This is a genomic window from Herbidospora sakaeratensis, from assembly GCF_001570525.1.
GTDB classification, from domain to species: domain Bacteria; phylum Actinomycetota; class Actinomycetes; order Streptosporangiales; family Streptosporangiaceae; genus Herbidospora; species Herbidospora sakaeratensis.
Genome location: NZ_BBXC01000007.1, coordinates 980496 through 993055, shown reverse-complemented (window position 1 = coordinate 993055; position 12560 = coordinate 980496). Strand labels below are relative to the sequence as shown.

Below are 12560 nucleotides of genomic sequence, written 5' to 3'. Positions count from 1 at the left end.
GCGCCGCTCCCAGGTGTCCTAGGTGTAGGTGTCGAGCCCGAGCTTGACCGCGACGACCAGCCCCGCCACGGCGGTCAGCATCCGCAGCGACCGGCCGGGCAGCCGGCGGGCGATCAGCGGGCCGATCCAGCCGCCGACGACCATGCCGGCCGACAGCGGCACGACCACGTCCCAGCGCACGGGCCCGAACAGCGCGAAGCCGAGGGCGGCCACGCCGTTGGAGGACATCGCGATCACGTTCTTCACGGCGTTGACGCGGGCCGGGCTCTGGTCGAGGGCCGCCGTCAGGATGGCGAACATGATCACCCCGCCGGCCGCCCCGAAGTAGCCGGTGTAGATCGCGACGGCGTACACCCCCGCGTAGAACGCCCACCCGCGCAGGGCCGCGGGCCTGGGCACCCGCAGCAGGGCCAGCGACGCGCCCGCGACCAGCACGGGCGCGACCAGTTCGAACGCCGTCGGCGGGGTCAGCAGCAGGAGCGCGGCCCCGGTGGCGCCGCCGAGCGCGGTCACCGCGCACAGGCGCAGCACCAGGGGCCCCTGGCCCCTGAGCTCCGGCCGCGACGCCGCGGCCGACCCGACCCCGGTGAAGGTGAGCGACACCGTGTTGGTGACGTTGGCCGCCAGCGGCGGCAGCCCGAAGGCCAGCAGAGCCGGGTAGGAGACGATCGAGGCGAGTGACACGACCGTGCTCACGATCCCCGTCGCGACCCCCACCAGGGCAAGGACGAGGATCTCCACGCACCGAACTCAACCACAAGATCGTTTCAGTACGCGGCCGGGGCCGACGGCACCGCCTTCGGGGTCACCCGGTGGTCGCTGAGGTGCAGGTCGCCGCCGAGGTCGGGGCGCAGCTTGTCGAGGGTCTCCCGGGTCCCGAGCACGGTCCAGAGCCGGCCCACGAGATGGGGGTTGTACTCGGGCGCCTGGTCCATCCAGGCGTCCTTGCCCTTCTCGGTGGCGAAGGTGTTGACGAAGAAGTCCCCGGCCTTGGTCGAGCAGGCGCCGGTGCGCAGCTCCTCGGCGTCGACCTGGATCTTGACGTCGCACCCGACCTTCTCGGCGAGTTCCTCGACGGTCGGGGCGGGCCCGGCCTCGACGGGTGCGGCGGCCGCGGCGGGGGCCGGGTCGGACACCTGGTAGGCGCCCCCGGCGGGCGATGGATCGCCGCCCGAGCAGGCGGACAGCGACGCGACCGCCAGAGCGGCGGCGGCGAAGGCGGCATGGCGCGAAACAGTCAGCACGCCCGGGGATACGCGGGGTGGACGGCGGTGGTTCAATCCGGTGAACCGAAGTGACCCCTGGGGCGTCCTGTCTGGCAAGGGAGGCCCGTATGGACGTCCTGGACACCCTCCTCGACGGAGATCTCCGGCTGGAGCTCGTCCTCGTGGAGGCCCTCCAATGGGAAGCCGATCGGCTGGCCGCCCCGGCCGATCGCGAACCGCACCACTGAATGCACCGCTGAATGCACCGCGATCCCGCCCCTCGACAGGTGAGGGGCGGGTCTCGTGCATGCGGGCCCTTTTTGCGGGAAGTTCCGCACCATTCGTTTGCCGAGGAGGTCGTCGTCGATGGCGCAGCATGCCGATGTCGTCGTGGTGGGGGGAGGCGTCGTCGGTCTCACGACCGCGATCGCCCTGAACGAGGCCGGGCTCCGGACGGTCGTGTGGACCGCCGAGGTCCCCCGGCTGACCACCTCCGCCGTCGCGGGCGCCCTGCTGGGCGGTCCCGTCATGACCGAGCCCCGCGACGAGGCGGTGCGCTGGCAGAAGACCGGGCTGGAGATCTTCGACGAGCTGGCCACCCACGCTCACAGCGGCGTGACCGCCGCGCGCGGCCGCCTGGTCACCCGCATGGACGAGGGCACCCCGCCGTGGGCGCACGAGCTGCCCGGCTTCGCCGAGTGCTCCCCCGACGAACTGGCCGGGTTCAAGGCGGGCTTCTGGATCACCAGCCCGATCGCCGACATGCCGTGTTACCTCGACTACCTCGTCGACCGGCTCTGCCGCGCGGGCGGCGACCTGGAGATCTGCACGGTGGCCTCGCTGGAGCAGCCCACCTCCCACGCGCCCGTCGTGGTCAACTGCGCCGGCGTGGCCGGGGGCACGCTGGCCTGCGACGACTCGGTGACCCCCGTGCGCGGCCAGCACGTCGTCGTCGAGAACCCCGGCCTGACCGAGTTCTTCTACGAGGGCGGCGCCGACGACGACTGGACCGGCTTCTTCCCGCACGGCGACCGCGTCGTCCTGGGCGGCAACGCCCGCAAGGGCGACTGGAACCTCGAACCCGACGAGGCCCAGACGGCCGACATCCTGCGGCGCTGCGCCGAGGTCGAGCCCCGCCTGGCCGACGCCCGGGTGATCAAGGTGGACGTCGGCCTGCGCCCGGCCCGGCCCTCGATCCGCCTGGAGGAGCAGCAGGTCGATCAGGGGCGGCTCATCCACAACTACGGGCACGGCGGCGTTGGGGTCAGCATGAGCTGGGGCTGCGCCCTCGACGTGGTGAAGCTGGTGTCCGCCTGAGCACGTCGACCTCGCACCCCGGCGCGAACGGGTCGAAGCCGTGCCCGGTCGGCCAGCGGATCGCGACCAGGCTGCGCAGCGCCCGCCACCCGCGGATCACGTCGAGGTCGACGCCGGCGCCGTAGCCGTTGCCGTAGCCGTTGAGGAGGTCGCCGAGGTTCTCCTCGTGCCCGAGCGTCACGACGGCGAGGTCGAACAGGGCGTCGCCGCGGCCCGCCTCCGACCAGTCGAGCACGCCGGTGACCTCGTCACCGTCGACGAACACGTGATCGGCCCGCAGGTCGCCGTGGGTGAACACCGGGGCGGCGGCGCGTCGTGCAGTCTCCGGATCGCGGCGCCGGTGACGCGGGCGACGGCTCGCCGAGGCGGGCGAGCGCCGTCCCCGGCAGGGCGGCGAGCGCGAGCACGTGCGGCCGGCGCCACAGGATCTCCGGGGTCGGGACCGGCACCAGGGCCATCGCCTCGGCTTCGGCGTCGAGGCGCGCCCGGTCGGCGTCCACCTTCAGGAACGGCTCGCCGACGCGCAGGGGGCGCGCTCGGAATGGGCGACGACGATCTCGACCTGATCCACGGGCGCTGCGGCTTTTGGGTGGCGGATTTCCACCACGCCAGGGACGATATACGCGGGGTAAGCCGGAATGCGGTCCATGGGGATGGGTTCATGTCGGTCGAGCACGGCGGGGGCGATACGCGCAGGCAGTCGCTGGCGGAACGGTTCGCCTGGCTGCGCGACGAACCCGAGGTCGTCATCGCGTTCCTGATCGCCGTGGGCGTCGCGATCTGGGGCCTGACCGACGCCGTGGACCAGCCGGTGCAGGAGGCCACGCTCGTCGTGCTCGCCCTGATCGCCAGCACGCTGGTGCGCAGCCGGATGCGCACCGGGGCGGTCGAGAACGAGCTGCGGCGGGCGCTGACCGACTCGGGCGAGGCGCTGCACCAGGTGCCCGAGCGGCTCGGCGAGGTCTCCGAACTGCTGGAGAAGTCGCGGCAGGCGATCGACCAGATGTCGGTGGTGTCGCTGCTGCCGGGCGCGCAGGTGGGGGCCGAACTCCTGGCGGCGGCCCAGCACACCAACACGTGGATCTTCAAGGGCGGCACCGGCGCCTTCGTCCGCGGCGTCACCCTGCCCGAGTGCGTGGAGCACTCCCGGGTCGCCCGCCGCCGCCTCCAGGTGCAGCTGGAGATCATCGACCCCGAGAACCCGATCACCTGCGAGGTGTACGCCCGGTTCCGCCAGTCGCTCCTCACCAACCGCGCCGACCCCTGGACGGCCGACCGCGTCCGCAGGGAGGCGTACGCGACGATCCTGGCCGCGAGCTGGTACGCCCGGCACACCGACTTCCTCACCATCCGGGTCGGGTTGTCGGCGACGATGTCGACCTGCCGCTGGGACATGTCCGCCTCGCGCGTCGTGGTCACCCGCGAGGATCCGACCGCCCCGGCGCTGCTGGCCCACCAGGGCAAGCTCTACTACGCCTGGTGCGAGACCGAGCTGAACGCCAGCTTCGCCCAGTCGCGGAAGCTGCCCGTCGAGAACGTGCTGACCGCCTCGCTCGGCGACGAGCCGACGGTCGACGAGGTGCGCGACGTCTTCGAGATGCTCGGCCTGTCACTCGACCACCTCGACGACCCGGAGGTGGCCGACCTGACCCGCCGCGCGCTGCCGCCCGCCGAGCCCTACCGGTGAGATAGAACCCAGAGAGGCGACATGCGCTACTCCGATCTACGGCACGAGATCGACCAGGGCACCGCCGCCTCGACCATCCCGGCATGGGCCGGGTCGGTGCTCCAGGCGGTCACCGCCGGGGCCCTGCGCGTCCCGGCGGTGCGCCACCCGCTCGGCTTCTTCTGCCTGCCCGTCGAACGCGACGGCGACCTGGGCGTCTGCCTGCACATCTGGTCGCCGCAGCTGACCACCTCGGGCAGCAGCACCTCGCTGGTGCACTGCCACAGCTGGGACCTGCTGAGCTTCGTCCTGTACGGCCGGGTGTGCAACGTCCTCGGCCGGGTCTCCGACGGGACCGTCCACCGGCTCTTCGAGGTGGGCGGGCGCGGCGACGACGACGTCATCACGGCCACCGGCCGGGTGGTCGACTACCGGCCCGAACGCCTGGAGCGGTTCGGCGCGGGCGACAGCTACTCGCTGGCCGCCGGCGTCTTCCACAGCACGGTGATCGAGGGCTCGGGCGAGGCGGCGACCGTCGCGCTCGGGCGGATGATCCGCTCGGGCGCCGACCTGTCGCTCGGGCCGCTCGACGCGCCCAGCCACACCCAGCGCCGGCACGTGTGCGGCGACGCCGAGTCGGCCAGGGCCGCCGCCGTCGCGACCGCCGGCCTGGCCGCCCAGTACACCACCGGCTGAGGGCGCCGCCGTGGCCGTCGCCGCCGCCCGGGTCTGGCCCTCAGACGGCTGAGCCCAGCTCCACCACCTCGACGACCTCGGTGCAGGTGCCGTGCTCCCCCATCACGCACAACGCGAGGGTGCGGTAGACCTCGTCGAACGAGCCGACCGGCGGCAGCAGGTCGGCGGGCACCTGGCGGCCCCGGTCGCGGAACCGGGTCAGGGTGATGTGGGGGCGGAACAGCCCGCCGATCTCGTCGTAGCCGTGGCGGTCGAGGTTGGCGCGGGCCTCCGGCGGCGCGACGAGCCGGTGCTCGGCCAGCACCCGGCCGACCGGGTCGCGTTCGCGCAGCCCGGTGCGCAGCGGGCCGAGCCCGGCGAGCAGGTCTTCCTGGAGCCGGGTGACCGCGGCGGTCTTCCGGTAGAACAGTTCGAACATGCCCTGGTCGTTGGCGGCGAAATGGCCGCCTTCGAGCGGGATCCCGGGGGTCGCCGCGCCGACGCGGCGCAGCGTCTCGCCCACCTCGCCCAGCCGGGATGATTCGAAATTCGCCATGTAAAGCGAGATGTGCGGATAGAGCGCACCGCTCCGCAGCGTGAATTCGACCGGCGCGAATTCCGCGCACCACGCGCTCAGGCGTGTCGAACGTTCTTCGACTTCGGCGCCGGGCAACAGCACCGCGTCGTAAACCGGAAGACCCGACATGGGCTCAGTCTATATTTCAGGTGAACGTCAGCACCCAGACCACCGAGGGCAGCAGGACAATGGCGAGCACCGCCCCGGTCAGCACGAATTTCCCCAATGGCACCTTGACGTCGCGGCGGCGGCACCATTCGAACCAGAGCAGCGTGGCCAGCGACGCCCAGGGCGTGATGACCGAGCCGACATTGGTGCCCGCCAGAAGGGCCAGCAACTGGTCGAGATTGGCGGCGGGCACGACCTGCTCGCCCGCGACATAGGCGGGCAGGTTGTTGACCGTGTTCGACAGGCCCGCGCCGGCGGCGGCGGTGCGCAGCAGCCCGGCGAACCCCTCGCCCGTGCCGACGAGCCAGGTCATCAGGTCGTTCAGGCCGTGGCGCATCAGCGTCGGCACCACCAGGAACAACCCGGTCACGAACACGATCAGCTGCCACGGGATGAGCGAGGGGCGCAGCGCGGCGCGGTCGCGGAACAGGTAGGCGGTGACCGCCAGCGCGGCGGCGACGATCGCCGCGACCTCGATGTGCACCCCGGCCAGGATCGCCGCGATGAACAGCAGGCAGGCCGCGCCGGTGCCCCAGAACAGCACCGGGTCTCTGATCGGCTCGGGCGGGGCGGGCTCGTAGCGGTCGGCCCCGCGCACCCCGCGCCGCCAGTAGAACACCCACAACAACACCATCGTGCCGGCGATCGCGACCGTCTGCGCGAGCCACATGCGGACCGCGAACTCGGGCGCCGACAGGCCCAGCTTGTTGAGCGCCAGCAGATTGGTCAGGTTGCTCACCGGGAGCAGCAGGCTGGCGGTGTTGGCCAGCCAGACCGTGGTCATCGCCAGGGGCAGCGGCGCGATCTTCGCCCGCGGGGCGAGCGCCAGCATGACGGGCGTGAGCAGCACCGCCGTGGTGTCGAGGTTGAGGAAGATCGTGGTGGCCGAGGCGAACGCGACGCACAGCAGGAACAGCGCCGGATAGGCCCCCCGGCCCAGCAGCGCGAGCCGCGCCGCGATGACGTCGAATACCTGCGCCTCTTTGGTGAGTTCGGCCAGCACGATAACGCTGACCAGAAACAGCATGAGCGGAGCTATTCGCTCGACGCTCGCCCGCGCCTCGGCAATCGGCAGCAGACCCGTCAATACGCAACCGACCCCGATGAAAAGCAGGCCGATTCGAATCCAATCGAGTACACTCGGTGCTCGTACGGCCCGTTTCCAGAACGGCACGGACGGTGACCCTTCGTCGCCCACGGTAGAAAGTATCATGACTTCATTCCGGCGAGGCGGGTGATACCGGCGTCATGGAGCGGCCGATCGACATTTTCATCAGCTACTCTCCGGCTGACGAACGCTGGGCGTCGTGGCTGGGCTGGGAACTCGAGGCAGCAGGATACCGCACCATGCTGCAGGCCTGGGATTTCGTACCCGGCACCAATTTCGTCGACTTCATGGACCGAGGTGTCCGGGAGGCCGCCGTCGTCCTCGCCCTGCTGACCGAGAACTATTTGGGTTCGCGTTACGGGAAACTCGAATGGCAGGCGGCGCTCCGCGCCAATCCGGATAATCCAGAAAACAAACTCATCACGGTGCGCATCGAGGATTGCCGGGTCGACGGGCTCCTCTCGAACATCACGTGGGTCGACCTCGTCGGGGTGACCACCCCCGAACACGCGCGAGGGCTGGTGCTGACCCGCATCCGCGAGGCGCTGGCCGGGCGGGCCAAGCCCGAGTCACGCCCCGCCTTCCCGACCCCCGGGTCCGGCGCCGAGCCGCCCGCGCCGCTCACCTCGCCCCGGCCGACCGTGCTCACCGGGCAGCGGCGGGCCCGCCGGGTGCCGGTGGTGCCGCCGGGTTATCCGGCCGACTTCGAGCCGCCGGCCCGGCGCGACAGCCTGAGCGTGCTCCACGTCGCGGGCCCCCGGTTCGGCCGCACGATGGGCGCCGAGCCGCCCCTGAGCCCCGCCGGCCTGCAGTCCCACATCTTCGCCGAGCTGACCCGGCTGACCGACGCGGGGGTGCCCCGGCCCGAGCTGATGGTGGTGGCCGGCGACCTGACGGCGGCGGGCAGCCGCAAGCAGATGACCGACGCGCTCACCTTCCTCACGGGGCTGCGCGCGCTCGCCGGGCTCGAACCCCAGCGGGTGGTGCTGGTGCCGGGCGCGCGCGACGTGAACCTGGCCGCCTGCGAGGCCTACTTCAACGACTGCAAGGCCGACGACGAACGCCCCGAGGCGCCCTACTGGCCGAAGTGGCGGCACTTCGCGTCGTTGTTCCGCGAGTTCTACCAGGGCGTCGACTCGGTCATGTTCGACAGCGCCCAGCCGTGGACGCTCTTCGCGATCCCCGAGATCAAGGTCGTGGTGGCCGGGCTCAACTCGACGATGGCGATCAGCCACCGGACCGAGCACCGGTTCGGCCTGGTGGGCGAGTCGCAGGCGGCGTGGTTCGCCGAGCGGGTGCGCGCCTTCGAGCGGGAGGGCTGGTTACGCCTCGGCGTGGTCCACCACGCCCTGACGCCGGGCCACCCCGAGTCGCTCACCGACGCGGCCGTCGTCGAGGGGCTGCTCGGCGGCAAGCTGCACACGATCCTGCAGGGCGGCGGGCGCGACGGCGACCCGTCGGAGCTGGGGGCCGGCGCGCTCGTGCTGCCGCCACTGGAGCCGGGCCGCCAGCAGGTGCTCGAGTTCACCCCCGACGGCCTGGTCGTCCACCGCACCAGCGCGCCGCCCAACACGGTCGAACGGCGCTGGATCTCGGCCGGCGGGATCTTCCCCGCGCCGGGCGCGGTGCCGGTGCCGCTGGCCGTCGGCGGTCCCGAGCCCGACCGGCCGGCCCCGGCGCGGGCGCAGGGGCCGCGCGCCCAGCTGCTCGACCGGGTCGCCGAGGCGTGCGAGACCCGCTTCGACCACGCCGTCATCCGGACCGTCGACGACGACCCGCCCCACCTGCGGGTCAGCTACCGCGACGGCGGGTTCGTCCGGGAGTTCTGGGCCGGCGTGATCGTGGGCGAGCCGACGGCCGACGAGGTCGACGAGTTCGTCCGCCACGTGCACGCGGGCCACATGGGGCAGTCGGCCGAGCTGGTCTACCTGGGCCCGACCCCGCCGCGCAGCCTGCGCGAGGACGCGGCCCGCCGGGGCGTGCGGCTGCGCAGCCTGATCGAGTTCCAGGGCCTGGTCGACCTGTCGGGCTACGTCGCGGCGCAGACCCGGCAGCTGAACGCCGACACGACCTACCCCGCCCACCTCTACGTCACCCAGGACTACCGCGAGCTCGACCCGACCGGCGGCGAGATCCGCCACGACCTGGCCGGTGAGCTGATCTCCCAGCTCCACGGCGACCAGGGCAGGTTCGTGCTGGTGCTGGGCGACTTCGGGCGCGGCAAGACGTTCGTGCTGCGCCAGGTGGTCCGGCGGATGGCCACCGAGACCCCCCACCTGACGCCGATCCTGATCGACCTGCGCACCCTCGACAAGGCCCACTCGGTCGAGACCCTGATCGCCGCCCACCTGGCCAACCACGGCGAAGACCAGATCGACCTCAAGGCCGTCCAGTACATGCTCCGGCAGGGCCGGATCGTGTTGTTCTTCGACGGGTTCGACGAACTGGTCACCCGGGTCACCTACGACCGGGCCGCCGACCACCTCGAGACCCTGCTCCAGGCGGCGCAGGACCAGGCGAAGATCGTCGTCGCGAGCCGCACCCAGCACTTCAAGTCGGACGCCCAGGTGTTCACCAAGCTCGGCGAGATGGTCGGCATCCTGCCGCAGCGGCGGGTCTTCAGCATCGAGGGCTTCTCGTCCGAGCAGGTCCTGGCCTACCTGATCAACGCCTACGGCGACCGGGCGCTGGCCGAAGAGCGGCTCCGGCTGCTGCGCAGCATCCAGGACCTGAGCGGGCTGGCCCGCAACCCGCGCATGCTGACCTTCATCGCCGACCTGGCCGACGACCGGCTGCGCGCGGTCGCGCACGCCCACCGGACCGTCAGCGCGGCCACGCTCTACCAGGAGATCCTCGGCACCTGGTTGCGCTACGAGCAGCGGCGGCTGGGCAACCAGCGCGGCGCGCAGGCCGGGCTCGACGAGGCCGACCTGTGGCACGCCGTGCGCACCCTGGCGATGCGGCTCTGGGAGACCAACGAGCCCTACCTGCGGCTGGCCGAGCTGGCCGAGGTCGCCGAGACGTTGTCGGGGCTGGCCGACGGGCGCATGTCGGGCGAGCAGGCCACCCACACCGTGGGCACCGCGAGCTTGCTGGTGCGCACCTACGACGGCCTGTTCGGGTTCATCCACGGGTCGGTGGCCGAGTGGCTGGTCGCCCACTTCATCGCCGACGAGTTCGGCCGCGACCGCGCCAACCCGACCGCGCTGAGCCGCCGGGAGTTGTCGCAGCTGACCGTCGACTTCCTGTGCGACCTGGCCGAGGCGCACGACTGCCAGCTGTGGGCCGACCGGGTGCTGGCCGACCCCGGGGCCGGGAACACCGCGCGCAAGAACGCCCTCAAGATCATCACCAGGCTGCGCACCCCCGCCCAGACGAGCCTGCGCGGCGCGCAGCTGCGCGGCGAGGACCTGTCCCACCGCGACCTGCAGGAGGTCGACCTCACCGACGCCGACCTGACCGACGCCCGGCTGGTGGGCACCAACCTGTCGCGGGCGATCCTGCGCGGCACCAAGCTGGCCGGCGCCTGGCTCGACGAGGCCCGGCTGACCGGCGCCGACCTGCGCGGGGCCGACCTGACCCGGGCCCGGCTGGCCAGAACCGACCTGCGCGACGCGGTCGTGTCGGGCAGCCGGTGGACGCGGGCCACGCTGGTCAACGTGACGGCGGGCGACCGGGTGCTGCGCGCCCCGGAGCTGCGCGACGCCGCCGTGGTGCCGGGCTGCTCGATCGAGGTGCAGGTCGCTCCCCCGGCGGTGGGCGTGCCCTACGGGTTCGACCCGCTGACGACCCGGTTGCCGAACCCGATCGCGTACAACACCGACGGGCAGATCTTCGCGGTGGGCTGCGACAACGGCGGGGTGATGGTCTTCGAGGCGCCCTCGGGGCGGCCGGTCCGCACCCTGTGGGGGCACCGCGACCGGGCCTACGCCCTGGCCTTCGGCGCGCAGGATCTGCTGGCCACCGGGTCGGCCGACGGCGACGTGCGGATCTGGGACACCGCGACCGGCGAGTGCGCCCACGTGCTGCCGGTGCATCCCAAGGGGGTCTGGCCGCTGCTGTTCAACGAGGGCGGCACCCTGCTGGCGGCCGGGTCGCCCGACGGCACGCTGCTGGTGTGGGAGACCGCGACCGGTGCGCTGCGCTGCGAGCTGCCGGGGCACACCCCGCCCGTCTACACGGCGGTGTTCGGCCCCGACGGCACCAGCCTGATCACCGGCGACGCCTCCGCCAACGTCCGGGTGTGGGACCTGACCACCGGCGAGCTGCGGGTGGTGCTGTCGGAGGGCACCGGGCCGGTCTACCGGCTGGCGCTCAGCCCCGACGGGTCGCTGCTGGCCGCCGGCGACCACTACGGCCTGATCCGGCTGTTCGAGACGGCGAGCGGGCGGGTCGTGCACGAGCTGCGCGGCCACCCCGGGCGGGTCTACGCCGTCGACTTCCACCCCGAGGGCACCCACCTGGCCACCGGCGACACCATGGGCACCATCCGGGTGTGGAACCTGCGCGCCCCGCTGGTGCCGCGCCAGCTGGCCGGGCACACCGGGGCGGTCTACCAGGTGTCGTACACCCCCGACGGGAAGAACCTCATCAGCGTCGACAGCAACGGGTCGCTGCGCATGTGGCAGGGCGAGCTGGGGCAGCCGAGGGCGGGGCTGGCCGGGCACCGGGGGTCGATCTGGCCGTTCGCGATCCACCCCAACGGCGCGCAGCTGGCCACCACCAGCAACGACGACTCGATCCGGTTGTGGGACCTGGGCACCGGCCAGCTGACGCGCACCCTGCGCGGGCACGGCCGCCGGGTCACCTCGGTGAACTTCTCCCCCGACGGCACGATGCTGGCCAGCAGCGGCAACGACGGGGCGGTGCGCATCTGGGAGCCGCCGACCGGGCGGCTGATCAAGGAGTTCAGCGGGGTCAACGACCAGCTCACCTCGGCGGTGTTCAGCCCCGACGGCGAGCGCATCGCCACCACCACCAACGACGGCGCGGTGCACCTGCGGCAGACGGCGGGCTGGGACTTCGAACGCGAACTCGACACCAACACCGAGTCGGTCTGGGCGCAGGCGTTCAGCCCGGACGGCAAGGTGCTGGCCACCGCCAACGACGACGACACGCTCCAGCTCTGGTACCGGACCAGCAACACCCACGTCACCAGGCCGGCCCCGCACCAGGGCCGGGTGCGCTCGATCGACTTCAGCCCCGACGGCCGCCTGGTGGCGACGGGCTGCGACGACCGGCTGGTCCGCGTCTGGGACGCCGCCACGGGCGAGTGCCTGCGGATCATGTCGGGGCACACCGACCGCGTCTACCGGGTGGTGTTCAACCCGATGGGCACGGCGCTGGCCAGCATCGGCAACGACGGCGTGGCCCGGATCTGGGACCACACCACCGGCCGTGAGCTGCAGGCGCTGGCCACCGGCACGGGCCGCCTGTGGACGGGCGACTTCAGCACCGACGGCTCGATCCTTGCGACGGCCGGCGACGACCGGCTCGTGCGGTTGTGGGACGTCGCCACCGGCCGTCACCTGCACACGCTGGCGGGCCACTCGCGCCGGGTGGTGTCGGTGGCGTTCAGCCCGGCCGAGCCGCTGCTGGCCTCGGCCGGGAACGACGGCCTGATCATCCTGTGGGACCTGTCGGGCCCCGAACCGGTCCGCAGGGTCAGCCTGCTCGGGGTGCCCGGCGGGTGGGCCGCCTTCGCCCCCGACGGGCGTTACAAGCAGGAGGGCAACGTCCACGGCGAGTTCTGGTTCGCCATCGCGATGTGCCGCTTCGACCCGGGCGAGCTCGACCCCTACCTCGACGACGTGCGGCTCATGGTGCAGCAGGAGGAGTTCTGAG

At 72.3% G+C, this 12560-nt stretch carries 9 protein-coding genes and 1 pseudogene; 4 read left to right on the top strand and 6 right to left on the bottom strand.

Going from position 1 to position 12560, the window contains the following annotated elements; all coding sequences use genetic code 11:
• Window positions 1-18: 18 nt before the first annotated feature.
• Window positions 19-741: a sulfite exporter TauE/SafE family protein gene (locus AW271_RS04065; RefSeq protein WP_169806276.1), complete on the bottom strand. Its 723-nt coding sequence runs from the start codon at window positions 739-741 to the stop codon at window positions 19-21.
• Between the two features lie 26 nt (window positions 742-767).
• Complete coding sequence (locus tag AW271_RS04060; RefSeq protein WP_062331875.1) at window positions 768-1244, bottom strand: hypothetical protein; 477 nt, start codon at window positions 1242-1244, stop codon at window positions 768-770.
• A 327-nt stretch (window positions 1245-1571) separates the two neighbouring features.
• Here AW271_RS04060 and AW271_RS04055 point away from each other — a divergent pair, with 327 nt between their 5' ends.
• A complete protein-coding gene (locus AW271_RS04055) occupies window positions 1572-2522 on the top strand; it encodes an FAD-dependent oxidoreductase (RefSeq protein ID WP_062331872.1) in 951 nt (316 codons plus the stop codon).
• Here AW271_RS04055 and AW271_RS41365 read toward each other — a convergent pair.
• Both AW271_RS41365 and AW271_RS41360 read right to left on the bottom strand, forming a co-directional pair.
• Window positions 2470-2847, bottom strand: a pseudogene (locus tag AW271_RS41365) (phosphotransferase); the annotation flags it as partial. The gene AW271_RS04055 and the pseudogene AW271_RS41365 overlap by 53 nt on opposite strands.
• A gap of 177 nt (window positions 2848-3024) precedes the next feature.
• Window positions 3025-3171 (bottom strand): hypothetical protein, encoded by a 147-nt coding sequence (locus AW271_RS41360; RefSeq protein ID WP_218007932.1) that lies wholly within the window; start codon window positions 3169-3171, stop codon window positions 3025-3027.
• A gap of 12 nt (window positions 3172-3183) precedes the next feature.
• On the opposite strand from AW271_RS41360, the gene AW271_RS04045 reads away from it, so the two are divergent.
• Window positions 3184-4209, top strand: coding sequence for a hypothetical protein (locus AW271_RS04045; protein ID WP_062331869.1), 1026 nt, complete (start codon window positions 3184-3186; stop codon window positions 4207-4209).
• 21 nt (window positions 4210-4230) lie between these two features.
• Window positions 4231-4884 (top strand): hypothetical protein, encoded by a 654-nt coding sequence (locus AW271_RS04040; protein ID WP_062331866.1) that lies wholly within the window; start codon window positions 4231-4233, stop codon window positions 4882-4884.
• 40 nt (window positions 4885-4924) lie between these two features.
• Here AW271_RS04040 and AW271_RS04035 read toward each other — a convergent pair whose 3' ends face one another.
• The gene (locus AW271_RS04035; RefSeq protein WP_062331863.1) at window positions 4925-5569 is read right to left on the bottom strand and encodes a hypothetical protein; all 645 of its coding nucleotides are present in this window, start codon (window positions 5567-5569) and stop codon (window positions 4925-4927) included.
• A 16-nt stretch (window positions 5570-5585) separates the two neighbouring features.
• Window positions 5586-6821 carry an ArsB/NhaD family transporter gene (locus tag AW271_RS04030; RefSeq protein ID WP_083976045.1) on the bottom strand — a complete coding sequence of 412 codons (1236 nt, stop codon included), beginning with the start codon at window positions 6819-6821 and terminating at the stop codon, window positions 5586-5588.
• Between the two features lie 35 nt (window positions 6822-6856).
• Here AW271_RS04030 and AW271_RS04025 point away from each other — a divergent pair, with 35 nt between their 5' ends.
• Complete coding sequence (locus AW271_RS04025; RefSeq protein WP_062331860.1) at window positions 6857-12559, top strand: WD40 domain-containing protein; 5703 nt, start codon at window positions 6857-6859, stop codon at window positions 12557-12559.
• Window position 12560 lies beyond the last annotated feature (1 nt).

Bases quoted from the DNA above. Each gene is read 5' to 3' on its own strand.
- AW271_RS04055 (WP_062331872.1), top strand. From the start codon at position 1,572: ATGGCGCAGCATGCCGATGTCGTCGTGGTGGGGGGAGGCGTCGTCGGT.
- AW271_RS41360 (WP_218007932.1), bottom strand. From the start codon at position 3,171: ATGGACCGCATTCCGGCTTACCCCGCGTATATCGTCCCTGGCGTGGTG.
- AW271_RS04045 (WP_062331869.1), top strand. From the start codon at position 3,184: ATGTCGGTCGAGCACGGCGGGGGCGATACGCGCAGGCAGTCGCTGGCG.
- AW271_RS04040 (WP_062331866.1), top strand. From the start codon at position 4,231: ATGCGCTACTCCGATCTACGGCACGAGATCGACCAGGGCACCGCCGCC.
- AW271_RS04035 (WP_062331863.1), bottom strand. From the start codon at position 5,569: ATGTCGGGTCTTCCGGTTTACGACGCGGTGCTGTTGCCCGGCGCCGAA.
- AW271_RS04030 (WP_083976045.1), bottom strand. From the start codon at position 6,821: ATGATACTTTCTACCGTGGGCGACGAAGGGTCACCGTCCGTGCCGTTC.
- AW271_RS04025 (WP_062331860.1), top strand. From the start codon at position 6,857: ATGGAGCGGCCGATCGACATTTTCATCAGCTACTCTCCGGCTGACGAA.